Source organism: Lactobacillus apis, assembly GCF_003150935.1.
GTDB classification, from domain to species: Bacteria; Bacillota; Bacilli; order Lactobacillales; family Lactobacillaceae; genus Lactobacillus; species Lactobacillus apis.
Map to the genome: position 1 here is coordinate 716,299 of NZ_CP029476.1, position 25,358 is coordinate 741,656.

The window sequence follows — 25,358 nt, forward strand, 5'->3', positions numbered from 1 at the left end:
TAGTGATTATCTTAATAAATAAAAATGGCTAACTTTAAAATCTATTTTGAATGAATCTGGTTTGATTTGCTCACCATCAACTTGGGCAAACTCTTTTTTAGTTGTTTGAATAGATATTTGTTTACCCTCAAAATAATGAAATTGAGGATCATGAACATGTGAGCCGTCTTTTAACAAATTAATAAAGAGTTTGATTAGTTTACCTAAACTGAAGCGTTCAACAACAACGGTGTCAAGCACACTACTTTGGATACTCGCACTTGGTAATAATGGAATGCCTCCACCCAAATAGGGATGATTGGTGGTAGTTGTTAGAAAAGCATCATCGTAATGATATCTTTTATTATCGCACTTAATATCAACAGTAAATGTATCTTGCTTTCTCAGTGCTGACAAAATATGAAGTCCATAAATCATTTTGCCTTCATTGATTTTGTTTAAGAGTTTCTTTAATTCTGAAATGTTACTAAGATGATTAACATAAGCATCAAAACCAACCCCTAGACTATTGGCAAAATAATAAACATCATTACTCGAATGAGGGAAGTGGAAAGAACCACAATCAATTCTTTCAGGCTCAATACCATTTTTTAAGTGGTTAATAAGTTCTTCAGGGTTTCCGGAAAGATTAGCGGCCTTGCCGAAGTCATTTCCAGTGCCCGCAGGTAAATACGCTAGCGGCGTGGAAGGATGACTTGATCTTTTTATTCCATTAAGAACTTCATTCAAAGATCCATCTCCACCAATTACTAATAGAACTTCATTGGAGAGATGGTTTCTATTGCCATATCCTTGTGCAATTTTAATTGCTTCACCTGCAAAAGAGCTTTTGTAAACATCAAAAGCAATATTTTCATTAACAAGTAAGAGGGTAGTTTGGTCTAATATCTTTTTCGCATGTCCATTTCCAGCAGTTTCATTAACTAGAAGATGGATTTTAAGTTTATTTTTCATATTTTATTTATTAAAAAAAGCCCAAATGGGCTTTTTTACTTTTTCTCAACAATCATGGGTAAAATCATTGGCCGTCTTTTTGTCTTGGAATATAAGAAATCAGAAAGATTTTCAACAATTGCCTTACGGACAACAGCATCTTTAGGATTATCTGTTTTATCCATTTCACTTTTTATAATATGGTAAATATGTTTTTGAGCTTGGCTAATCAATTCAGTTGATTCACGCATATAAACAAATCCACGACTTAAAACATCAGGTCCTGCTAGAACACGCTTGTGTTTGTAATCAACGGTAGCAACTACAACAACTAAGCCATCTTCTGATAAAACCTGACGATCATGGACAACAACATTGCCAACGTCAGCAGTTCCAGAAGTATCAACATACACATCGCCTGCAGGAACGTGTCCAGCAATTCTAGCACCCTCAGGTCCAAAGCAGACAACCTCACCGTTTTCCAAAACAAAAGTATGATCTTCGGGGACGCCAGCAGCTTGTGCAAGTTCTGTATGAACTACTTGCATGCGATATTCGCCGTGCACGGGAATCATATACTTAGGTTTAGTCAATCTAACCATCATCTTTAATTCTTCTTGACCACCGTGACCAGAAGTATGAACATTATTAACACGTCCGTGAATGACGTTAGCGCCACCTTCCATCAATTTGTTAATCAAATGATTTACACTAAGTGTATTACCAGGAATAGGGTTAGAAGAAAAAATGACTGTATCACCAGGTTGAAGACTAATTTGACGGTGTGTTCCGTTTGCAATTCGAGAAAGAGCAGCTAATGGCTCACCTTGTGATCCGGTACATAATATCATTGCCTCATCGGCAGGAGTGTGATTGATTTCATTTGAATCAACAATTAAACCTTCAGGTACATTTAAGTATCCTAGATCGATTCCATTTTGCACACCGTTTTCCATGCTTCGACCAAAAATTGCAACTTTTCTACCAGTATCAATTGCTGCTTCAATTGCCGTTGAAACACGATAAAGGTTAGAGGCAAACGTAGCGAAAATAATTCGACCATGGATACCAGTAATAATATCGTGCAACGAATGTGCAACAAAGCGCTCTGACTTGGTAAATTGCGAAACTTCCGCATTAGTTGAATCTGATAGAAGAGCTAAGACGCCTTCGTTACCAATTTGAGCCATCTTTTGAAAATCAGGAGCAGGTTGGTTCATTACTGGAGTTAAATCAAATTTAAAGTCACCAGTAAAGACAACAGCGCCAAGAGGAGTGTGAACAGCAATTCCTAACGTATCAGGAATTGAGTGGGTAGTTCTAAAGAAAGAAACAGAAAGTTTTTTAAATTTTAGAACTGTATTTTCATGTTCCTCATGCAGTTCGGTAGTGCGAAGAATTCCGTGTTCTTCAAGCTTACCCTTGATTAATGCCAAGGCAAAGGGTGTAGCATAAACTGGAATTTCGGGTATTTTTTCAAGTAAGAAAGGTATACCGCCAATGTGATCTTCGTGACCGTGGCTAACAACTAGTGCTTTGATTTTTTTACGATTCTTGACTAAATATGAATAGTCAGAAATAACGTAGTTAATACCAAGAAGATCATCTTCTGGGAACTTAATACCACAGTCCATGATAATAATTTCATCTTGATATTGAACGCAATACATATTTTTGCCGATTTCATGCAACCCCCCGATTGCAAAGACGGCTACTTCATTATTTTTAATTCGCACAGAAACTACTTCTTACTATCAAAAGTCGTCAATTTAAAATCGGCGTGTTCTTTTTCATATTGTAGTGAATTTCCTGCTAATTCTTGGATGAGTTCAATGTTGTAGGGGGTATTGTCCTCAACCAAGGTTCTAGCGCTGACCAAATTATCAGCCTCTAGGTAAAGGGTTTGAGTTGTTTCACGTCTAGGATTAACAACTTTGTCCTTTTGATACAAAACTTTGTAGATCATATTTGTATTCTCCTTATTCAGTTATAAAAATGTTCTTAATTTTGGATAACTAAAAGTACCCAATAGCTTATTTCAGTTTACCATAATTATAATTTTAAGTATAGAAACACTACTTGTTTGACTCATAAAAAAACCGTCAAAGTAAATTGGCGGTTAATCTGTCATGTAGTAGCAATACTAGTAAATTAGGACTGTATCATCATCCAATTTAAATGGGTTTTGCTTATCAATCCGGTCATAAAATAGGTGGCCTCTTAAGTGTTCAATTTCATGGGATGCAACAATAGCAGGATAGTCCTTTAAGTTAATCGTTTTTTCCTCACCATCAACGGTATAGTAATGAATCTTTAACTTATCCGGACGGGGAACATAACCATCAATAACTTTATCAACGCTTAGACATCCTTCACCTTCACTGAGACATGCCTGACGAACGGATTCGGACAAAATCTCAGGGTTAACAATCGTTTCTTTAAAAACAATTTCGTTTTGATCATTTGGAACAAGAAGTGATGCCATTTGCACACTTTCACCCACTTGAGGTGCTGCTAAACCAACACCAGCACGTAACTGATGCTTTTTAGCAATTTCTGGATCCTGTGAATTGATTAGGTATTCCATCATGTCTTCGGCCAATTTTTGGTAATGGTCGCTCAAAGGAAAAGTTAACTTTTCAGCAACTTTACGTAATACGGGGTCACCATCACGAACAATATCTTTCATTAAAATCAATTAAATTCACTCTTTCATAAAAAAGTTATCTCTATATTTTTACCATAAATAAGAACATTTTGTCTGCTTTTTATTCTATCCTAAATTTAAAAATTGAAAAAGAGTGATAAACGTTGACCAGTATAACAGTTAGGTGTTAAAATCAATGAGCGTAAATATACAGATATGAAACACTTCGATTAGCATGTTCTTGAACGTGCCGGCGAAACTGTGACATTGTCACAGTTTTTTTATTGAGGAGTGGAGGAGGAATACTTTTGTCAGAAAAAAGAAGAGACGATATTAGAAATATAGCTATCATAGCGCACGTTGACCATGGTAAGACAACTTTGGTTAACCAATTATTGAAGCAATCCGACACTCTCCCTGAGCACATGGCTTTGGAAGATCGTGCAATGGACTCAAATGATATTGAACGTGAACGTGGTATTACTATTTTATCTAAAAATACTGCGGTTAAATATGGCGATACCACAATTAATATTTTAGATACACCAGGACACGCCGATTTTGGTGGTGAAGTTGAACGTATCATGCATATGGTTGACGGAGCCCTACTTTTAGTTGATGCATATGAAGGAACAATGCCACAAACTCGTTTTGTTCTTAAGAAGGCATTAGAAGCAGGCGTTAAGCCAATCGTTGTTATTAACAAAATCGACCGTCCAGGTGCTCGTCCTAAAGAAGTTCTTGATGAAGTTCTTGAATTATTCATTGAATTAGGTGCCAATGATGAACAACTTGATTTCCCCGTTGTTTATGCATCAGCATTGAACGGAACTTCTTCTTATGAAGCTGATCCATCCACTCAAAAAGAAACAATGGATCCAATTTTTGACACTATTATTAAAGCTATCCCAGCACCAATTGATAATGCTGATGAGCCTTTACAATTCCAAATCACTATGCTTGATTGGGATGACTATGTTGGTCGTATTGGAGTAGGCCGTATCTACCGCGGTAGTGTAAAAGTTGGCGACAACATCACAGTTATGAAACGTGATGGTTCAAAGCAAAACTTCCGTGTAACTAAACTATTTGGTTTCTTTGGTTTGAAGCGTAATGAAATTACAGAAGCTAAAGCTGGAGATATTATTGCCATTAGTGGTATTAACGATATTTTTGTTGGTGAAACAATTGCATCTGCAGAAGATCCAGAAGCATTGCCATTCCTTAAGATTGACCCACCAACTTTGCAAATGGACTTTGTTGCAAGTGATTCACCATTTGCTGGCCGTGAAGGTGACAAGGTAACTCCTAAAAAGTTAGAGGATCGTTTAATCAAACAAACTCGTACTGATGTTTCTTTGAAGGTTGAACCTACTGATCAAATCAATGCCTGGACTGTTTCTGGACGTGGTGAATTACACCTTTCAATTCTTGTTGAAGAATTACGTCGTGAAGGATTTGAATTACAACTTTCACGTCCAAAAGTTATCTATCGTGAAATTGATGGCCAAATGTGTGAGCCATATGAGGCAGTTCAAGTTGATACACCAGATGAATATGTTGGTTCAGTAATTGATTCACTTTCACAACGTAAAGGTGAAATGAAGAACATGGAATCGACTGGAAATAATCAAACTCGTTTGGACTTCTTAGTTCCATCACGTGGCTTAATTGGTTATAACAATGAATTTATGTCTCAAACCGGTGGATATGGAATTTTAAATCACAGCTTCGATTCATACAAACCAGTAGTTAAGAACTGGGAACCAGGACGTAAAAATGGTGCTCTTGTTGCTATCAGCCAAGGTAAGTCAACTACATACTCACTTCAAACTGTTGAACAACGTGGTGAATTATTCATCGGCGCAGGTGTTGAAGTCTACGAGGGTATGATTGTTGGTCAATCATCACGTGATCGTGATATTGCAGTTAACGTAATTAAGGGAAAGAACTTGACTAACACCCGTGCTGCCGGTAAAGACCATGCGGCTGCAATCAGAACGCCAAAGACATTGACACTAGAAGAAGCAATTGAGTTCTTAAACGATGATGAATATTGTGAAGTAACACCTGAATCAATTCGTCTTCGTAAGAAGATTTTAAACACTTCTGAACGTCAAAAGGCAGATAAGAAGCGTAATAAAAACTAAATCAAGTAATTAAAAATGGCACTCACTTAATGAAGTAGTGTCATTTTTGTTTTATAATAAAAGTATATTTTTTTCGTAAGAGGAGGGCTACTTTTGCGACGGAAACTTCAACATTTGGACTACAAAATTCTATTGCCATATTTATTGCTGGTTTTCTTTGGCATAATTATGGTTTATTCAGCTAGTTCAGATATTTTGCTCGTGAATGGTTTTAAGCCAGCGACATATGGGATTAGGCAAGCAATATATGCTGTGGTAGCTTTCTTTGGTTTTGCTACATTTGCGTTCTTTTTGCGGTTAGACCTTTTTAAGCGAACTAAGTTTGTTGCTTGGTTTCTCGGAATTAGTATGTTTTTGCTGTTTTACCTAATTGTTTTAAAGGTATTTAAAGGCTCTGACGCTGCAGTTAATGGTGCGGTTGGCTGGATTGATTTAAAAGTCATCCGTATTCAGCCGCTGGAAATTGCTAAATTAGCATTGGTAATATATTTAGCATACTATTTAGACCGTCATGATGGTTCTTTCCGTCAAGGGAATATTGTTAATAATTTGATTAGACCAGCGGTTTTATCTGGGGTAATGATGCTATTGGTAATTGTTGAACCAGATTTAGGTGGTACTGCCATTTTAGCCACAATTGTGATCATTATGTTTTCTTTATCAGGTGTGCCAGCTAAGAATGCATTGCTCTGTTTAATAGGAATAGGAATTGTTGTTTTCTTCTTAGTTTTCTTAATTGTTAAATGGAATCCTGACTTTTTACAGTCCAGTTATCAATATCAACGACTTATGTCATTTTTGCATCCCTTTGAGCTAGAGCAAAAAGGTGGTGCCCAGTTAGTTAATTCATATTATGCGATTCATAATGGTGGTTTGTTTGGTGTTGGCTTAGGTAATAGTATGCAAAAAAGAGGCTATTTACCAGAACCATACACGGACTTTATCTTAGCGATTGCTGCTGAAGAAATTGGGGTAATTGGTGCATTACTAGTTTTAGGACTACTTTTCTATTTGATGTGGAGCATTATGGAAGTGGGTCTTCACGCTAGCACGCAATTTAATGCCTTGGTTTGTTTTGGTGTAACAACAATTATCTTTACTGAAACTCTGTTTAATGTTGGTGCCGTTTTGGGTCTATTGCCAATTACAGGTGTTACTTTGCCCTTTATTTCATACGGTGGGTCTTCACTAATTGTACTATCGGCTTCAATTGGATTAGTTTTAAATATTGCTGCAAATGAACGTATTAAGAAAGAAGAGGAGTTGGCTGATGAGTATCAATCATGATTTGGCAAATACTTCCTTAACTAAGAGACAAGGACTAATTGTTTATCTTAATTCTATTAACAGTCAGTTTAAGCTTAGGCGTTACGGGGACATCGTGTATTTTTCTAAGAAAAATGCATATTGTGTCTTATACGTTGACCAGAAAGAAGCTGACAAAATGATAAACGCTATTAAACAATTGGATTTTGTCAAGGATGCACAAAAATCTAGTGATGATGAAATTGACTTGTCAAGTAAGCATATTGAAGAACAAATTACTGAACTTGCTGCTGAAGCAGAAAAAAAGTTACTTGATGAGCAGGAACAGAATACGGACTACTTATTATGAGAATTATTTCTGGAAAGTATGCTAAGCGCAACTTGTATACACTAAAAAGCCAAAAAACTAGGCCAACCAGTGATAAGGTTAAAGAATCTTTGTTTAATAGCCTAGGACAATTTTTTGAAGGTGGAGAAGTATTAGACTTGTATGGCGGAAGTGGTGCCCTTGCAATCGAGGCTGTTTCAAGAGGCTGTAATCATGCAACAATTATTGATATTAATTACCAAGCTGTGGAAATTATCCGAAAGAATGTTGCTTTAACTAAAGAAGAAAATTGTTTTTCTGTTTATAAAATGTCAAGCAATGTTGCATTAACCAAACTTGCCAAAGATGAAAAGAAATTTGATTTAGTTTTCTTAGATCCGCCATATGCCAAACAAAAAATTGCTTCTGATATGAAGAAAATGGATAGTTTAAATTTGTTAACAGATAATGCAGTTATCGTAGCAGAGACAGACGATGAAACTAATCTTGGCGAAATAGAAGGTTTTGAGCTAACGAAAACTCACCATTTAGGTAAAACAATCGTTCGTTTTTATCGAAAGGAAAACAGATGAGTATTGCACTTTTTCCAGGTAGTTTTGACCCAATTACTAACGGACACATTGATGTAATTCAGCAGACTGCTAGAATCTTTGACCAGGTTTTTGTAGTAGTAATGGACAATACCTCTAAGCACTATTTATTTAGTGCAGATGAACGGGTAAAATTTATTAAAAGTGCAGTTAAGAACATTGCTAATGTTGAGGTTCAAAAAAGACCACTATCATTAACTGTCGATGTGGCACACGACATTGGTGCAACGGCTATTGTTCGCGGAGTGCGGAACAGCGAGGATTTCACTTACGAGCAACAAATTGCAGCAATGAATAAGCAGTTAGCGAATGATCTTGAAACTGTATTATTGTTTACTTCGCCGCAAAACAGTTTTGTGGCGTCTAGTATTATCAAAGAGGTAGCTCAATTTGGCGGTGATATTAGTTCATTTATGCCAATAGAAGCTGCAAATGCTTTAAAGAAAAAATTGGTAAAAATTAATGAACAATGAAACCAAAGATAAAGGTAAGAAAAAAAGTCATAAATGGCTCTTCTTTTTCATAGCTGTCGTCGCAATTGTAGTAGGTTTAAGCTGGCCAACTAATTATTATCTTGAAATGCCAGGCGAGGCATTCCAAGTTAGTCAATTTATTAGAAGTGGTAAAAAAGCACCTAATAATTATTATTTAGTGACAGTTAGTGAAACCCAGCGACCAGCTTCAGTGCTGCGGTATTTGTTAAGTTATACTAGAAAATACGAAACGAGAATTTCAAGAGAAGAACTGCTGGGGGATGCAACAAGTAGTCAGTATGAGGAATTGCAGAATTGGTACATGGAAACCAGTCAGCAAAATGCTATCTATTATGCAGCAAAGAAGGCAGGCTTAAAGCCAAAGCTGAATTACGAAGGCGTTTATGTCATGCAGGTTCAGAAACACTCGAGTTTTAAGAAAAAACTGCAAATCGGTGATACTGTTCTTGGCGCAAACGGCCATCGTTTCAAATCAACAGAAGAAATGCTTTCATATTTTCAGAAAAAGAAAATTGGCGCTAAAGTTAAAATTAACGTTTTAAGGAATAATAAACCACTAACTTTTTCAGGAAAAATTGTTAAAGTTAAGGGCACCAATAAACCTGGAATTGGAATTCAGTTAGTAGAACATGTTAAGGTTACGACAAAACCAGAGCTAAAAATAGATGCTGGTGCAATTGGGGGGCCTTCAGCAGGATTAATGTTTACACTAACGAGTTATGAAACTTTCATGCAACATGATTTGGCTAAGGGACATAAAATTGCCGGAACGGGCACTATCTCTCCTAGAGGCAAAGTTGGGGCAATCGGTGGTGTTGACAAAAAAGTAGTCGCAGCCGACAGAGCCGGAGCAGAAGTTTTCTTTGCGCCGACAGATACGTCTCAATTGAAAAAAGCTGATAGTAACTATCAAGTTGCTAAAAGAACGGCGAAGCAAATAAAAACGAAGATGAAAATTGTCCCAGTAGGTACCTTTGAAGATGCTTTACATTACTTGCAAAAACACTACTAATAAAAAATAAAAAGTTCAGAAGAAATTCTGAACTTTTTTCGTACTTAAAATTAGGAGGTGAAAATATGGATTGGGCAAAAGTTAAGGAATTCATAATTGAGAATAAACAGTATTTTGTTATAGGAATAGGGATTTTGCTTGTCCTGCTTTGGTTAATTGGTCATTCTGGAAATGAACAATCTAATGATTCTGATTTTGCCATAAAGCAAACAGAGACTGATGAGCAAGAAGGAACTGAAATAAAAGAAGAAACACAAATTGCTAATAAAGAGGTAGAGAAGAAAGTAAAAGAGCCTAAAGAAGTTACTTGTGATATTTCTGGTGCAATTGAAAATCCAGGTGTTTATACATTGAAGTATGGTGCTCGCTTAAATGAATTGATTGCGGCAGCAGGTGGACTGACAAGTAAGGCTCAAATTGAAAAAGTTAACCGTGCATTAATTCTTCGTGACCAGGACAAAGTTCATATTCCATATCATGGAGAAAAGTTAAAGGAAAACGAAATTGTTTCTTCTGTTAATGGTAGTACTAATTCAGGAGAACTAGATAATTCTTCCCAGAGTGAAAGTGCCAACCAAGCTTCAGGAATAAAAGTAAATATCAATACGGCAAACACTGCAGATTTGCAAAAGTTATCTGGAATAGGCGCTAAAAAAGCTGAACAGATTATTGCGTACCGGCAAAAAAATGGAAATTTTAAAAGCATTGAGGATTTGAAACAAGTTTCTGGGATAGGAGATAAGACTTTTGAGGCACTTCGAAGTCAACTGGAAGTCTAAAATTCTGACACCAGGTTTTTTATTGCTAGTTTCTTTATTATTAGCAGACATAAATTTTGGTCTTTCACAGTCTATTACGCCTCTTCAATGGCTATTTTGCTTGGTAATTGCGATTTATTTGGTATTTCTTTTGTTTCATAAACACCGACAAACAAGTTGTTTAGTTTTTTTAGTGCTATTTGTTGCACTTATCAGTTTTGCTATTAATCAGAACCAACAAAATTTTTCGCTCAAAAATAGTTCTGTGGTTACCATATACCCAGATCAAATCAAAGTGTCTGGAAACCGAATGTTTGGCCAAGGAAAAGCAGATGGAAAGTCAGTACTAGTTTCAACAAAAATTAGTCAAATGCAGAAAAAAGAGATCCTTTCTGGGTACTCACTTTATCTTTCGCATTTACAAGGAGAGGTTAAAGAAATCGAGCCTGCTACAAATTATGGACAATTTGATGCAAAAAAATATTATCTGAGCAAAAACATTAAACAAAAGATTGAACTGGAGAATTGTATAATCACAAAAAAAAAGCAACATTTTAGGGATGTTGCACATCATATTCGTTTTTGCTTGCAAAAGTATTTTGCACAAATGCCACCGATTTTGTCTTTTTTCAGTAGCGAATTAGTTCTTGGCGAAAGTCCAAGCCAAGCGGACCAATCGATTTTATCTAATTACCGTGACCTTGGCGTAATTCACTTGTTAAGTATTTCCGGTCTTCACGTTGGCATCTATACCTTAGTAATTAGTACAATTTGTTATTATCTGAAATTAACCGAACAAGAAACATTTGCAATTTGTTTATTCATTCTATTAATTGGTATTTTCTTAAGTAATGGTCAAGCTGGCTTTATTCGAGCCAGTCTAACTTATATACTTGATCAGATTTTTAAATTCCAGAAGCAAAAAATTACTCATTTTGATTTATTAGGTCTCACTTATATTATTCACTTAATAATTAATCCGTGTTTGATGCTTAATGTGGGAGCCATTTTAAGTTATGTCTTGGCTCTAGGTTTAGAATTAACAACTAAATTAACCTCATTTAAACAGTCATTTGCCTTAAATTGTTTACTAACGCCATTACTACTTTTTCATTTTTTTCAATTTAATTTGTTGACCGTTTTTTTCAATTTGGTAGTAGTACCATATTTTAATTGGCTAGTTATGCCAATTGTCTTTTTGAACTTGATTACTTTTAAATTGTGTCCGGAAATTTCTTGGTGCTTTGAGAATGTTTTAAAGACATGTGAAAAGTTAATAGCTCAAGTATCCGCTTCTAAATTGGGACTATTAACATTTGGTAAGATCAACTGGTGGCAATGTGTGATGTTAACTATATTTACGGCTATTTTGCTGGTTTTTGTAAATGAGCAAAAATTGACGAAAAAAAGCAGGTTAAAAGCAATTGTTGGCATTGCGGTTTTGTACGTGATGATCTTTTCCTCGATTCACTTTCCCTTAACAGGTCAGGTTACATTGATTGATGTAGGTCAGGGCGATAGTATTTTGATTTCTACACCTTTTCCAAGGCGTGTTTATTTAATTGATGTTGGCGGGAAATTAAATTTTAGTGGCCAAAAAACGACGCCTCAAGTTAATAAAATTACTATTCCTTTTTTGAAAGCACTGGGAATCAGTAAACTTAATGGGGTTTTTGTAACGCATAAAGATTTTGATCACGTTGGAGATTTAAGACCCTTGCTCGAACAAGTTCACGTTCAAAAATTGTATACGGCAGCAGGATTAATTCGTAATCCGTCTTTTATAAAAAGAATAGTGGGACAAATTAAGCGAGATCAAGTTGTAGAACTATTAGCTGGTCAGAAAGTAGCTGAGCCACAAATTACATTTAATGTTGTTTATCCTTTTAAACCTGGCCTAGGTAAAAATGAAGATTCACTATCTTTGACATTTGTTGTGAAGAGCAAAAGATGGCTTTTTACTGGTGATTTAGGTCAAGAAGGTGAAAAAGAAATAATGAACAAGTTTAATATTCAAGCTGATTATTTCAAACTAGGACACCATGGTAGTCGCACTTCTTCAAATCCTGATTTTTTAAAAACTTTAAGGCCAAAATTGGTTTTTATTTCAGCTGGTCGAAATAATCGTTTTGGGCACCCACATAAGGAAACGCTTGATACTTTAAGCAATCAACACATTCCATGGGCTTCGACGCAGGACTGTGGTATGATTACTTGGACATATGGCTATTTTTCTAAGCCAAAATTCAAACGTTTTGTAGTGGTGAATCAAAAATGACTTTACTTTCTTTGTTTAAAAATTCAAATAATAGCAATGCGCAAACCTTAATTTTGGGTTCAGATAGCTTTTTGAATGATTATATTGCGCGCTCATGCATATATGAAGAATCATTTCAAGAACTAGAGAAAGTATCCGTTGATTGTGAAAGCGATAGTCTAGATGATTTGATTGCTGAATTAACAGAATCAAGTCTTTTTAGCCAGCAAAAGATAATAACTATCAAAAATCCGTTCTTTTTAACTGCTAAAGTTCCGCAAAAAGCAAAAAAGCAACTTGATCAGTTGCAGCAAATTTTTGATCATGTTGATCAGCTCGACAACAAACTAGTAATAGTAGCATCGTATGAAAAGCTTGATCGGCGAAAGAAGCTGACAAAAACAATTTTGAAGAAGTTTAATGTCGTAGATACTGAAGTTAAAAGTTATGAAGTTAAAAAGGTAACTAAGGCATTAATTAGTGCTGAAGGATATCAGATTACAGAGATGGCTTTGCAGCTTTTACTTGAAAGAAGCGATCAGGTTCTTGATACTGTACTGAGCAATTTTAATAAATTAAAGATGGCTGCCACTGAGAATAAAATTGATGAGACACTAGTTCGTAAAAACGTTGACTTATCATTTGCCCAAAATGTTTTTGCAGTTTTAGAAGCAGCTTTAAAGCATAATTATCGAGAAGCGATTGCAAGATTAGATAACCAATTGAGAGAGGGTAGTAATACGATTCAATTACTTGCAGTCTTTGAAAACCAGTTAGAATTAATTTTAGTTGCAAAGACATTGCACGAGCGCGGCAGAAATGAAACTGAAATTGTTAAAGAACTAGGGGTTCACCCGTATCGAGTAAAGCTAGCTCTTAATAATAAAATTTCGACTAATAAACTGGCGAGCTTGTTAGAGCAGGCAATCAAGCTAGATTATAACTATAAAAATGGGCAATATCGGGAAAACAATTTCTTAAAGTTATTTGTTTTGAGCGTATGAGGTAATAAATTGAGCAAAGAAAAAAGCAAGGATTATTCAATCCTTGCTTTTTAGTTTTTGAATTCAAATTATTTAGCTAACTTAGCTAAGCGACTCTTATCACGGCTAGCCTTGTTTTTATGAATAAGACCCTTAGAAGCGGCCTTGTCCAATGCGCGGGCAGCAGCAACATGTAATTCGGAGGCGTTTTCAGCACCAGCAGCTTGGGCAGTCTTGAACTTCTTAACAGCAGTTCTTAATTCTGTCATTTGAGCGGCTCTGCGCTTTCTAGCAGCATCTTGAGTTTTAACACGCTTAATAGCTGATTTGATTTGTGGCATAACATTCACCTCCATTGATCGTAATTTTACTTTAGTAAATTATACTGAAGAATAGTTGTAGATGCAAGACAATTTATACTTGCTTTTTAAAAAAATAATCTGTATTATACTATTGTTGTGAACCGTTAACGCTGTTTGCTCGCTCACACCTGACGGTTAACGTTGTTAACGGCAATTTTTTTATTGAAAGGTGAATAATTATGGCAATTTCAAAAGCAGAAAAAGATGAAATCATTAAGCAATTTGCTACTCATGAAGGTGACACAGGTTCAACTGAAGTACAAGTTGCTATTTTAACTAAAGACATCAACAACTTGACTGAACACATGAGACAACATTCTCATGACCACCACTCATATGTTGGTTTACTTAAGAAGATTGGTCACCGTCGTAACTTGCTTCGTTACTTACAAGATAACGACATTAATCGTTACCGTGAATTAATCAAGAAGTTAGGTTTACGTCGTTAATTTCTAAACTTAGATTTAAAAAAGTCAGTTCTATTAAAGAACTGGCTTTTTGTTTTTGCCATAAGTGCTTTTTATGCTAGAATAAAAAAAGATACTTTTTACGTTGTGATCTTACGATCCATAAATAAACAACTTAATAACAATTATTATAGAAAAGGAAATAAAATGGCTGATCAAGTTAAGATAATGATTTTGAGCGGTGTTCGTGAACAAGGAAAGGACATGTTTGCTGTTCAAGTTAATGATGAAATTTTTGTTCTTGATGCTGGATTGAAATACCCTGATAGTTCTTTATATGGAATTGATTTGGTTATTCCAGATCTCGACTTCTTTGAAAAATATGGTGACCAAGTTGTTGGTATTTTTCTAACTCATGGACACGCTGATTCAATTGGGGCCTTGCCATATATTTTGCGTCAATATGATATACCTGTATTTGGTTCTCGGTTAACGATTGAACTGGCTAAAATTACAGTTAAAAGAGAGAATAAGCGAATTAAAAACAGTTTGTTCCATGTAATAGACGCTGAAACTGAAATTGAATTTAAAAACGCGAATATTTCATTCTTCCACACGACTCACTCAATTCCTGACTCGCTCGGAATTGATGTGCACACTCCAGCTGGAGAAGTAGTTTATACTGGTGACTTTAAGTTTGATCCTTCTGCAGCGCCAAAATATCGAACTGATTTAGATCGGTTGGCAGAAATTTCACAGAAGAAAGTTTTGGCACTTTTAAGTGATTCTTCTAATGCAGAAGCATCACTACCTAACGTTTCTGAACAAGAAATAGGTGAATATGTGACCAATGTTTTTCGTAATGCCACTGGTCGAGTAATTGTAGCCGCTAAAGCTTCTAATTTAATCAGAATTCAAGAAGTTTTAAATGCTGCGCATGAAACAGGCCGGAAGGTACTATTAACTGGACGTGATGTAGCAAAAATAGTTCGTACAGCAATGGACTTAGGTTATCTTTATGTTCCTAAAAATCTGTTAATGCGTGTCAAAGATTTGAGCACTACACCAGATAACAAAGTGGTAATTCTTGAAACTGGGCAAATGGGTGAGCCATTAAATTCTTTGCAAAAAATGGCTAAAAAACGTCACAGTATGATTACGATTCATGAAAATGACCTAGTTTTCATCGCAACAACACCATCTCATTCTGTTGAAACAGTAGTTGCGCAGACTAGTGATCTTGTTTATCGAGCAGGCGGAACCGTAATTGAGCTTGGTAGGGCTAAGCACACAAGCGGTCATGCAACTGGACGCGACTTGCAAATGCTAATTGATATTCTAAAACCACAATTTGTTATTCCGGTAATCGGTGAATATCGCTTATTGGAAGTTCATCGCGACCTTGCAATAAGAGCAGGAATTAAGAAAGAAAATGTTTTGATTACCAGAAATGGTGATTGCTTGGACTACGATTTTAAACAAAAGAAGTTTAATTTAACTGATCCTGTTCCAGGCGAAGATATAATGATTGATGGTTCAGGCATCGGTGATGTCGGCAATATTGTCTTGCGTGACCGAGAAATTTTGTCAGATGATGGAATTTTTATTGCCGTTGTTACAATTGATCGTCGTAAGAAAAAGATTATTGCCCAACCACAAGTTACTAGTCGTGGCTTCGTTTACATCAAGGCCAATCATCAATTGATGAATGATTGTATTGAATTAATTAAAAAGACTATAAATAATAACTTTGAACATAAGAAGTTTGATTGGACTGAAATAAAGCAGGATGTTAGAAACGATTTAGAGAAGTTCTTATATAAGAAAACTAATCGTCGTCCTGTAGTGTTACCAGTGGTCATGGAAGTAAACCAGAATAGACATCGTGCGATGCAAAAGCGTTCGAGCAAGGATGCGGCTACTGGAAAAAATAATGAGCATCATTCCGTTGACGTGAAAAAATCTGGTAAGAAAATAGTTAAGAAAGACTAGTATGACAACTTTAAGCCAAAAAAATTTACTAACTTTAGCACAAGAAAATGAAGCAAACGGTAAATTAGATTTAGCAATTCAAAATGTTGAAGAAGCTCTGCGAATTGGCAATAACAAGGAAATTGTTCTTCGCTTATGCGACTTATATTTAAAAGCCGATCAAGCCTATTCTGCGTATAGCTTAATCAAAGAGGAAAAAGATCTCTTTTCAGATGATGAGATCTTTTTTGCTTATTCTAGGGTTTTGCAAGCCAATCACTTTTTAATTGAAGCACTCGAGATTAAAAATTTGAGTAAGGGCGAAAAAGAAGTTGAAGTCTTACCAGCTTCGATTTCTGAGCAGCAAGCAACAATGGAGAAATTTCGTCTTAGTAAAAATCCAACTAAGTATGAATATGACCAACTTTTTACATTGGATTTAATTAACTTCACGAATTTTGCACAGAGTCTTTTATTAGACCCCAGCTTAAGTTTTGCTGTGCGTCTAGTATTATGTGAAGATCTCTTTCGCTTGGGGATTAATAAATCTTTTGATGTTTTGGTGCTAGGTAAAAGAGAAAAGTTTATTCCTAAGCAGATTAATTTGCTAGAGAAGGATCCGATTTATCGTGAAGTAGTTTCGGCAATCGGATCAAGATATTATCACCGCCCGAGTCAGCTTCCAGCTGTCTTAGGCGAAGTTAATTTGATCTTAGGTAGCTTGTATCCAAAACTATCTAAATACGTCGAAGAACCAGATAGTTTTGCGAGTGACATTGCTTCATACATTGATTTTCAAGATGGTCGAAATCACCATGATTTATTCAGACAAATTGACCATAATTTGCCAAAATAATTTAGATAAAAGGTCTTTACATTTTTTTCCTATTTAGTATAATATCAAAGGACGTTTTCATTAGGCATGGCTCTATGCATTAAAATACTAGGCATTTGCCAATGAAAGTAGTACAATATTCAACAGAGAACTATCCGTTACTTACTCAACGGACTTCTTGCAAATTTACAGGAGGGTCATTTTAATGGCAGAAAAAGAACATTACGTTAGAACAAAGCCACACGTAAACATTGGTACTATCGGTCACGTTGACCATGGTAAGACCACTTTGACAGCGGCTATTACTAAAGTTTTATCAGAAAAGGGCTTAGCAAAGGCTGAAGACTATTCAGACATCGATGCAGCTCCAGAAGAAAAAGAACGTGGTATTACTATTAATACCGCTCACGTAGAGTACGAAACTGAAAAACGTCACTACGCTCACATGGATGCTCCAGGTCACGCTGACTACATCAAGAACATGATCACTGGTGCCGCACAAATGGATGGTGCCATCTTAGTTGTTGCTGCAACTGATGGTCCTATGCCTCAAACTCGTGAACACATTTTGCTTGCTCGTCAAGTTGGTGTTAACTACATCGTTGTTTTCTTAAACAAGACTGATTTAGTTGACGATCCAGAATTGGTTGACTTAGTTGAAATGGAAGTTCGTGACTTGTTAACTGAATACGATTACCCTGGTGATGATATTCCAGTTATCCGTGGTTCAGCTTTGAAAGCTTTACAAGGCGACAAGGAACAAGAAGAAGTTATCATGAAGTTAATGGACACTGTTGATGAATACATCCCAACTCCAGAACGTCAAACTGATAAGCCTTTCTTGATGCCTGTTGAAGATGTCTTCACTATCACTGGTCGTGGTACTGTTGCTTCAGGTCGTATTGATCGTGGTACCGTTAAAGTCGGCGACGAAGTTGAAATCGTTGGTTTAGTTCAAGAAGTTCTTAAATCAGTTGTTACTGGTTTGGAAATGTTCCACAAGACTTTGGACTCAGGTGAAGCCGGCGATAACGTTGGTGTATTGCTTCGTGGTGTCGACCGTGACCAAATCGTTCGTGGACAAGTTTTAGCCGCACCTGGCTCAATTCAAACTCACCGCGAATTCAAGGGTCAAGTTTATGTCTTGAAGAAGGAAGAAGGCGGACGTCACACTCCATTCTTCTCAGACTACCGTCCACAATTCTATTTCCACACTACTGATATTACTGGTGAAATTGAATTGCCAGAGGGTACTGAAATGGTTATGCCTGGTGATAATACAGAATTTACTGTTAAGTTAATCAAACCAGCTGCCATTGAAAAGGGTACTAAGTTCACTATCCGTGAAGGTGGTCGTACTGTTGGTGCTGGTCAGGTTACTGATATCCTCGACTAGTTCGTAATAAAACAGTTTAAAAAGATGTACTTCTTCATAGAAGTGCATCTTTTTTTGCCTAAATTTGTTTTTTGCGTGCGTTTAATGTAAGATAATTTAGTATGCAAGATGCAAGTAAACTTGACATTGGAGGTATTTAATTAATGTCTGTAAAATGGAATAAAACTGGTAAAACTACCGGTGAACTTACTTTTGATATTTCTCAAGCTGAAGTAAAGCTTGGGTTAGATCAAGCATTCAGAAGAATAAAAAAGAATTTGCGTGTTCCCGGCTTTAGAAAAGGTCACGTTTCGCGGGTAATCTTTAATCAATACTATGGTGAAGAAGCTTTATATGAAGAAGCATTAAACCTGGTTTTACCTAATGCATATGCTGCTGCTATTAAAGAAGCTGGTATTTCTGCAGTAGGTCAACCTCAAGTTGTTCCAGATTCAATGGAAAAGGGCAAAGACTGGACAATGAAAGCCACTGTAACTGTTGAGCCTGAAGTTAAATTAGGTGATTACAAAGGCATTGAAGTACCTAAGCAAAACACTCGTGTTTATGCTAAGGATGTTGACGCTCAACTTGATGCAGAACGTGAAAAGAACGCAGAACTTGTACTTAAGAAGAGTGCTGCTGCTAAGGGCGATACAGTAACTATTGATTACAAGGGTACTGTTGATGATAAGGCATTTGATGGCGGTTCTGCAGACGACTATGCACTAGAATTAGGCTCAAATACCTTTATTCCTGGCTTTGAAGATCAATTAATTGGCCACAAAGCTGGTGACGAAGTTGATGTTGTAGTTACTTTCCCAGAAGACTACGGTGCTAAAGATTTGGCTGGTAAAGAAGCTCACTTTGCAACTAAGATACACGAAGTTAAGTCAAAACAACTACCTAAACTTGATGATGAATTTGCAAAAGACGTTGATGATTCAGTTGAAACTCTTGATGAATTAAAAGAAAAGATCAAGAAGGACTTAAAGGCTAAGAAAGAAGAAGCTGCAAATGATGCAATTGAGCAAGCAGCTATCGAAGGTGCCGTTAAGAACGCCACAATCGATGAAATTCCAGATGCAATGATTCAAGAAGACGTTAATTCACAAATGAATCAATACCTTGGTAATATGCAACGTCAAGGCATCAGCCCAGAAACCTATTACAAGTTGACTAATACTACTGAAGATCAATTACGTGCTCAGTTTAGTAAGGACGCTGCTGAAAGAGTGAAGACTAACTTAGTTCTTGAAGCTATTGTTAAGGCTGAAGACATCAAGGCATCCAAGGAAGAAATTGATAAAGAAATCAAAGATCTTGCTGGTGAATATAACATGGATGAAAAGACAGTCCGCAGTACTTTAACTGATGACATGCTTTCACATGATATTGATGTTCGTAAAGCAATCAACTTAGTAACTGATAATGCAAAGCAAGTTGCTAATTCTAAGAATAAGAAAGAAGAAACTAAATCTGAAAAATAGTCGGATTTAATTTCGAAATAAAAAGGTAGTTGTTAAGACTGCCTTTTTATTTTTCCTACAAGCAAATTTTTTATGCAATTTTCTTGATTTATGATACTCTTAAGTTTGTAGATATTAGGAGGAATAGAATGGCATCACAGTTTACTGATCAGGATGAAATTAGATGTTCTTTTTGTGATAAAACACAAGATCAAGTTAAGAAAATGATTGCTGGCAATGGAGTTTATATCTGTAATGAGTGTGTTGATTTATCCAAAAAGATTATTGATGATGAATTAAAATCAGATTCGCTCAAGAAAGCCAAAGATTTACCTAAGCCAATGGAGATTAAGCAACAACTTGATCAATATGTTATTGGTCAAGATCAGGCAAAAAAGGTATTGTCAGTGGCGGTTTATAACCATTACAAACGAATAAGTCAAATGAATATTGATTCTTCGACTGAATTACAAAAATCAAATATTGCTTTAATTGGACCAACTGGGTCAGGGAAAACGTATTTGGCACAAACTTTAGCTCGTATTCTCGACGTTCCATTTGCAATTGCTGATGCAACAACTTTAACTGAAGCTGGTTATGTCGGAGAAGATGTCGAGAATATTTTATTAAAGCTTTTACAAAACGCTGATTACGACATTGAACGTGCTGAACGAGGAATTGTTTATATCGATGAGATAGACAAGATTTCCAAAAAATCTGAAAATGTCTCAATTACTCGTGATGTTTCCGGCGAAGGAGTACAGCAATCATTACTAAAAATTCTTGAGGGTACCATTGCTTCAGTTCCACCTCAAGGGGGAAGAAAGCACCCACAACAAGAGTTGATTCAAATTGATACCACCAATATTTTGTTTATCGTTGGTGGTGCGTTTGATGGAATTGAACAAATCGTTAAAAACCGTATGGGTAAGAAAATTATCGGGTTTAGTGCAGAAAATGAATTGAACAAAACAAAAGATGATTCATGGACACAGCATTTAACTACAGGTGATTTGGTTAAATTCGGTATGATTCCAGAATTTATCGGTCGTATTCCAATCATTGCAACGCTTGATAAGCTTAGCAGTAAAGACTTGGTAAGAATTTTAACTGAGCCCAAGAATGCGCTGGTAAAACAATACAAGAAATTGCTTTCGCTTGATCAAGTTGATTTGGAATTCACTGATAGTGCGCTTAAAGCAATTGCAGATTTAGCAATCGAACGTAACATGGGTGCACGTGGTTTGAGAACAATCATTGAAAATGCAATGATGGGCATAATGTACAAAACACCAAGTGAACCTGATATTGAAAAGGTTGAAGTTACTAAAGAAGTTATTACTGATCAAGCAAAGCCAAATGTAATTCGGCGAAATGCTGATGAAGATAGTGAAGAAATTAAGGCCGCAAATGATAATTAAAACGAGCGACTATGCAATCAGTGCTGTAAAAGAAGAACAATATCCTAAGGATCAATTTCCTGAAATAGCTTTGGCAGGTAGATCAAATGTGGGTAAATCAAGTTTGATTAACTCATTATTAGGAAGAAAAAACCTTGCTAGAACTTCATCGCAACCTGGTAAGACGCAGACATTAAATTTTTATATTATTAATGAAGAATTTTATTTAGTCGATGTTCCTGGCTATGGTTATGCGAAGGTTTCTCAAGTAAAACGGCAACAATTTGGTGAAATGATTCAAGATTATCTTGAAACTAGAGAAAATTTAAAAGGCTTAATCCTATTAACTGACTCACGCCATGAGCCGACTAAAGATGATATTGCGATGTATAATTATTCGCTCTATCTTAATTTGCCAATTTTGGTTATTTGTACCAAAATTGATAAGGTAAAGAAAAACCAAGAAAATAAAGTACTATCCAATTTAAAGAAGCACCTTGATTTGGCACATGACAATGTTACTGTTCTAACATATAGTTCAGTTAAGAAAACGCATGTCAAAGAAGTATGGGACTGGATAGAAGAAAAGCTTTAAAAAAATGACTCTCATCTTGAGAGTCATTTTTTCTTCTTCTTATCGTCTTTATCTTTAGTAAGCTTTTTCTTTTTGTCTTTTGGAACTGTTGCAAATTTATCAAATAACTTTTCCAGTTCATCCTGTTTTTTATATGTTAGGCCCATGGCTTTTTTCCTTTCATTTTTGATAATTATAATTGAAAAAGCTGTGACAAGCTAGTATAAAAAATAGCATGGGTAAGTTTAAGAGTAAAAATAGGTAGTAAGAATAAAAGCTGACAGAATCACTAGTTCGTATTTTGTGTTAAAATTGATAAAGCAAATTTAGAGAAGGGGTGGTTTTTTGGCGTCCGAATTAATTGAAAACAAGTTAAAACTTCTTCCTGCTAAACCTGGTTGCTATTTGATGAAGGATATTAACGGGAAAGTAATTTATGTTGGTAAGTCAAAAAATCTTAAGAATCGAGTACGTTCTTATTTTAAGAGCACCCAAGTTGGTCGAAGGGCTGAATTGGTTAATGAAATTAGGGATTATGATATTATTACCGTTTCAACTGATAAAGAAGCCTTTCTTCTAGAAGTAACTTTAATTAAAAAGTATCAACCGTACTATAACGTTCAGTTGAAGCAGGGTACAGGTTATCCCTACATTGAAATTACCAATGAACGGGATCCGCAGACAAAACTAACTAGTATCGTTAGAAAAGATGGCGGCTATTATTTTGGCCCATATCCCAATGTTTATGCTGCTCAGGCAACTCTAAAATTTATTCAAAAAGTTTTTCCTCTAAGAAGATGTAAGGGTAAGCAAAAGCGACCTTGCTTGTACTATCACATGGGTCAGTGCCTGGGAGCATGTTTTAAGACAGTTCCTAAAGCAGAATATGATGCCCAAATCAAAAAAATCAAAAGCTTTTTGAACGGGGATATTGCTTCAGTGAAACAAGAGTTAAATCAAAGAATGGAAGAGGCGTCGCAAAACCTTGAGTTTGAGCGAGCAGCTGATATTCGTGATCAACTCAAATATATTGAAGAAACAGTCGAAAAGCAGAAAATCATTTCTAACGATAATACTCAACGCGATATTTTTAATTTTTACGTTGATAAATCATGGATTTCAGTTCAAGTGTTTTTCTTACGCCAGGCAAAATTGCTTAGAAGAGAAACAAGAATGTATCCTTTGACGGATACTGGTGATCCTGAAGACGCTTTTGCATCAGTTATTGTTCAGTTTTATGGTCAAAAAAATCGAGTTCTTCCTAAGGAAGTTCTTGTACCTGAAGGAATTGATAATGAAGCCTTAAGCGAAGTATTAAAAGTCCCTGTAAGAACACCAAAAAGAGGGCAAAAACGAGCACTCTTAAAGATGGCTAAAGAGAATGCTAAGCTGAAACTCGATGATAAATTTCGTTTGCTGGAACTAGGAAATAGAAAAACTAAAGGTGCGCAAAAAGAAATTTTTGATGCACTTGGCTTACCGTATGGCCATGTAATTGAAAGTTTTGACCACTCTCATATTCAAGGAACAGATCCTGTTTCTGCTTTGGTCGTTTTTAAAGACGGCGAACCAGACAAAAATTCTTACCGAAAGTATAAGTTGAAGGGAGAAGTTGAACATCAAAATGGTGGCGATGAAGTTCGCAATACCAGAGAAGTTGTGCGTCGAAGATATGGAAGGCTTTTACGTGAGCATAAAGCGATGCCTGACTTAATTTTAATGGATGGTGGTCAAATTCAAGTAGATGCTTGTCAAGACGTTTTACGTAATGAGCTGAACCTTAATATCCCTGTAGCAGGAATGGTTAAAGATGATAAGCATAGAACCAATCATCTATTGTATGGTGATCCGATTAACGGCGTGCCAATGAAACTGATTCCACTAGATCCAAAATCACAAGGATTTTATTTGATGACCAGGATTCAGGATGAAGTTCACCGCTTTGCAATTACATTCCATCGGCGGACACATGCGAAAAATGCCTTATCGAGTAAATTAGACTCAATTAAAGGAATTGGTCCGAAGAGTAGAAACAAGCTATTGCGTCATTTTGGCTCAATTAAGAAAATTAAAGAAGCATCAATTGATGAATTGCGCGAAGTAGGTTTGACACTTCCGCAAGCGCAAACAGTAAAATTAACGCTATAGCAATTAAATTACCACGAAAGAGCTGCTTTTTTGTGGTATAGTAGTAAAGTTAGAGAAGACGGAAGGAGAATTAGCATGCCTACATTTGTCGATCAGACTAAGATAGAAGTTCAAGCCGGTAAAGGCGGGGATGGTATGGTTGCTTTCCGCCATGAAAAATACGTTCCTAATGGCGGACCCGCTGGTGGAGACGGTGGCCGTGGTGGAAGCATTATTTTTGTTGCAGACAGCGGCTTAAGAACTTTGATGGATTTTCGTTACCGGCGCAAATTTAAAGCCGAAAGCGGTGAAAATGGACGTATCAAATCACAATACGGTCGCGGTGCAAAGGACTTATATTTGCGCGTTCCGATTGGAACAACAGTATATGATTTTGATACTAATGAAGAAATTGGCGATTTAACTGAAAACAAACAGGAATTAGTTGTTGCACGTGGAGGCCGTGGAGGCCGTGGAAATATTCACTTTGCTACAAGTGTCAACACTGCACCTGAGATTGCCGAAAATGGTGAGCCTGGTGAAGACCGTGTCTTGCGATTAGAGCTAAAGGTTCTAGCAGACGTTGGCTTAGTTGGCTTTCCATCAGTTGGTAAATCAACTTTACTTTCTGTTGTTACCAAAGCCAAACCAAAGATTGCTTCATATTCATTTACCACATTAACTCCTAATTTAGGGATGGTCATCTTACCAGATGGTCGAGACTTTTCAATGGCCGACTTGCCTGGATTAATTGAAGGTGCAAGTCAAGGTGTTGGATTGGGAATTCAGTTTTTACGACACATAGAACGAACAAAAGTTATTTTACACTTAGTATCAATGGATCCTGAAAATGGTCGTGATGCACTTGAAGATTATCGAAAAATCCGTAAGGAATTGTTGCTCTATGACGAAGAACTTAAAAACAAAAAAGAGCTAATTGTAGCAACACAATCGGATATTCCTGGTTCTGAAGAAAAACTGGCTGAATTTAAGGAAAACTTGAAAGAGGCAGGCATTACGGAGCCGGTATATGCAATATCTAGCGTTACGCATCAGGGAGTTGATGTCCTAATGCAGGATACAGCTTCATTAGTTGAAAAAGTTGAAAAAGAAAAAGCCCAAGAAGAACCAAAAGCTGTTCAAAAAGTTAAGGAATATCGTTATAGTTCACCTAAAAAGAATGAATTTACAGTTATCAAACTTGAAGATCATGTTTTTGAAATTAAGGGTGAAAGTTTAGAGAATTTAGTTAAACGTACAAATCTTGATTATCAAGACGGTGTTGTCCGTTTAGCTCGTAAATTGAAAAACCTTGGTGTGGATGAAGCATTACGTGAAAAAGGAGCCGTTGACGGCGACGATGTAATAATTGGCACATTTAATTTTGAATTTGTGCAATAATTAAAAATAGAAAAGTAGAAAA

At 36.1% G+C, this 25,358-nt stretch carries 24 protein-coding genes; 18 read left to right on the forward strand and 6 right to left on the reverse strand.

Annotation, left to right across the window (positions count from 1 at the left end):
* Positions 1-6: 6 nt before the first annotated feature.
* The 4 genes from DKL56_RS03495 to def form a co-directional block, all read right to left on the reverse strand.
* The gene (locus DKL56_RS03495) at positions 7-954 is read right to left on the reverse strand and encodes a diacylglycerol/lipid kinase family protein (RefSeq protein WP_109715427.1); all 948 of its coding nucleotides are present in this window, start codon (positions 952-954) and stop codon (positions 7-9) included.
* Between the two features lie 35 nt (positions 955-989).
* Positions 990-2,669 carry a ribonuclease J1 gene (gene rnjA / locus DKL56_RS03500; protein WP_109715428.1) on the reverse strand — a complete coding sequence of 560 codons (1,680 nt, stop codon included), beginning with the start codon at positions 2,667-2,669 and terminating at the stop codon, positions 990-992.
* Between the two features lie 5 nt (positions 2,670-2,674).
* Complete coding sequence (locus tag DKL56_RS03505) at positions 2,675-2,899, reverse strand: DNA-dependent RNA polymerase subunit epsilon (RefSeq protein WP_046306751.1); 225 nt, start codon at positions 2,897-2,899, stop codon at positions 2,675-2,677.
* A gap of 177 nt (positions 2,900-3,076) precedes the next feature.
* On the reverse strand, positions 3,077-3,631 hold the full coding sequence (def, locus tag DKL56_RS03510) for a peptide deformylase (protein ID WP_046306753.1): 555 nt from the start codon (positions 3,629-3,631) through the stop codon (positions 3,077-3,079).
* A 257-nt stretch (positions 3,632-3,888) separates the two neighbouring features.
* Here def and typA point away from each other — a divergent pair, with 257 nt between their 5' ends.
* From typA to holA, 9 genes are all read left to right on the forward strand, one after another.
* Positions 3,889-5,730, forward strand: coding sequence for a translational GTPase TypA (typA, locus tag DKL56_RS03515; RefSeq protein ID WP_109715429.1), 1,842 nt, complete (start codon positions 3,889-3,891; stop codon positions 5,728-5,730).
* Positions 5,731-5,823: 93 nt separating this feature from the next.
* The gene (locus tag DKL56_RS03520; protein WP_109715430.1) at positions 5,824-7,017 is read left to right on the forward strand and encodes an FtsW/RodA/SpoVE family cell cycle protein; all 1,194 of its coding nucleotides are present in this window, start codon (positions 5,824-5,826) and stop codon (positions 7,015-7,017) included.
* Positions 7,001-7,345 carry a DUF2129 domain-containing protein gene (locus tag DKL56_RS03525; protein ID WP_109715431.1) on the forward strand — a complete coding sequence of 115 codons (345 nt, stop codon included), beginning with the start codon at positions 7,001-7,003 and terminating at the stop codon, positions 7,343-7,345. The genes DKL56_RS03520 and DKL56_RS03525 overlap by 17 nt, the downstream gene beginning before the upstream one ends.
* Positions 7,342-7,896, forward strand: a complete 555-nt coding sequence (gene rsmD, locus DKL56_RS03530; protein WP_109715432.1) for a 16S rRNA (guanine(966)-N(2))-methyltransferase RsmD — start codon at positions 7,342-7,344, stop codon at positions 7,894-7,896. Before DKL56_RS03525 ends, rsmD begins: the two co-directional genes overlap by 4 nt.
* Positions 7,893-8,387 carry a pantetheine-phosphate adenylyltransferase gene (gene coaD / locus DKL56_RS03535; protein WP_109715433.1) on the forward strand — a complete coding sequence of 165 codons (495 nt, stop codon included), beginning with the start codon at positions 7,893-7,895 and terminating at the stop codon, positions 8,385-8,387. The genes rsmD and coaD overlap by 4 nt, the downstream gene beginning before the upstream one ends.
* Positions 8,377-9,420, forward strand: coding sequence for a SepM family pheromone-processing serine protease (locus tag DKL56_RS03540; protein WP_109715434.1), 1,044 nt, complete (start codon positions 8,377-8,379; stop codon positions 9,418-9,420). The genes coaD and DKL56_RS03540 overlap by 11 nt, the downstream gene beginning before the upstream one ends.
* Before the next feature lie 65 nt (positions 9,421-9,485).
* Complete coding sequence (locus DKL56_RS03545; protein WP_109715435.1) at positions 9,486-10,199, forward strand: ComEA family DNA-binding protein; 714 nt, start codon at positions 9,486-9,488, stop codon at positions 10,197-10,199.
* Positions 10,168-12,456 carry a DNA internalization-related competence protein ComEC/Rec2 gene (locus DKL56_RS03550; RefSeq protein ID WP_109715436.1) on the forward strand — a complete coding sequence of 763 codons (2,289 nt, stop codon included), beginning with the start codon at positions 10,168-10,170 and terminating at the stop codon, positions 12,454-12,456. Before DKL56_RS03545 ends, DKL56_RS03550 begins: the two co-directional genes overlap by 32 nt.
* Positions 12,453-13,439 (forward strand): DNA polymerase III subunit delta, encoded by a 987-nt coding sequence (gene holA, locus DKL56_RS03555; protein WP_109715437.1) that lies wholly within the window; start codon positions 12,453-12,455, stop codon positions 13,437-13,439. The genes DKL56_RS03550 and holA overlap by 4 nt, the downstream gene beginning before the upstream one ends.
* 68 nt (positions 13,440-13,507) lie before the next feature.
* On the opposite strand, the gene rpsT is transcribed toward holA, so the two are convergent.
* Positions 13,508-13,759, reverse strand: coding sequence for a 30S ribosomal protein S20 (gene rpsT / locus DKL56_RS03560; protein ID WP_046306779.1), 252 nt, complete (start codon positions 13,757-13,759; stop codon positions 13,508-13,510).
* A 200-nt stretch (positions 13,760-13,959) separates the two neighbouring features.
* Between rpsT and rpsO the strand changes: the two genes are divergently transcribed.
* From rpsO to yihA, 7 genes are all read left to right on the forward strand, one after another.
* Entirely contained in the window at positions 13,960-14,229 is a 270-nt protein-coding gene (gene rpsO, locus DKL56_RS03565; RefSeq protein WP_046306781.1) for a 30S ribosomal protein S15, read from the forward strand.
* 165 nt (positions 14,230-14,394) lie between these two features.
* Positions 14,395-16,179: a ribonuclease J gene (locus DKL56_RS03570; protein WP_109715438.1), complete on the forward strand. Its 1,785-nt coding sequence runs from the start codon at positions 14,395-14,397 to the stop codon at positions 16,177-16,179.
* Position 16,180: 1 nt separating this feature from the next.
* Positions 16,181-17,014, forward strand: coding sequence for a hypothetical protein (locus tag DKL56_RS03575; RefSeq protein WP_109715439.1), 834 nt, complete (start codon positions 16,181-16,183; stop codon positions 17,012-17,014).
* Between the two features lie 184 nt (positions 17,015-17,198).
* Entirely contained in the window at positions 17,199-18,389 is a 1,191-nt protein-coding gene (gene tuf, locus DKL56_RS03580) for an elongation factor Tu (protein WP_046306787.1), read from the forward strand.
* A gap of 143 nt (positions 18,390-18,532) precedes the next feature.
* Positions 18,533-19,855, forward strand: coding sequence for a trigger factor (gene tig, locus DKL56_RS03585; protein WP_074425424.1), 1,323 nt, complete (start codon positions 18,533-18,535; stop codon positions 19,853-19,855).
* A gap of 128 nt (positions 19,856-19,983) precedes the next feature.
* Positions 19,984-21,255: an ATP-dependent Clp protease ATP-binding subunit ClpX gene (gene clpX / locus DKL56_RS03590; protein WP_074425422.1), complete on the forward strand. Its 1,272-nt coding sequence runs from the start codon at positions 19,984-19,986 to the stop codon at positions 21,253-21,255.
* Positions 21,245-21,829 (forward strand): ribosome biogenesis GTP-binding protein YihA/YsxC, encoded by a 585-nt coding sequence (yihA, locus tag DKL56_RS03595; RefSeq protein ID WP_109715440.1) that lies wholly within the window; start codon positions 21,245-21,247, stop codon positions 21,827-21,829. The genes clpX and yihA overlap by 11 nt, the downstream gene beginning before the upstream one ends.
* 23 nt (positions 21,830-21,852) lie before the next feature.
* Here the strand turns inward: yihA and DKL56_RS07930 are convergent, their stop codons facing one another.
* Positions 21,853-21,975 (reverse strand): SPJ_0845 family protein, encoded by a 123-nt coding sequence (locus DKL56_RS07930; protein ID WP_255409602.1) that lies wholly within the window; start codon positions 21,973-21,975, stop codon positions 21,853-21,855.
* A gap of 178 nt (positions 21,976-22,153) precedes the next feature.
* Between DKL56_RS07930 and uvrC the strand changes: the two genes are divergently transcribed.
* Positions 22,154-23,956: an excinuclease ABC subunit UvrC gene (gene uvrC / locus DKL56_RS03600; RefSeq protein WP_109715441.1), complete on the forward strand. Its 1,803-nt coding sequence runs from the start codon at positions 22,154-22,156 to the stop codon at positions 23,954-23,956.
* Between the two features lie 75 nt (positions 23,957-24,031).
* Positions 24,032-25,336 (forward strand): GTPase ObgE, encoded by a 1,305-nt coding sequence (obgE, locus tag DKL56_RS03605; protein ID WP_109715442.1) that lies wholly within the window; start codon positions 24,032-24,034, stop codon positions 25,334-25,336.
* Positions 25,337-25,358: the final 22 nt, after the last annotated feature.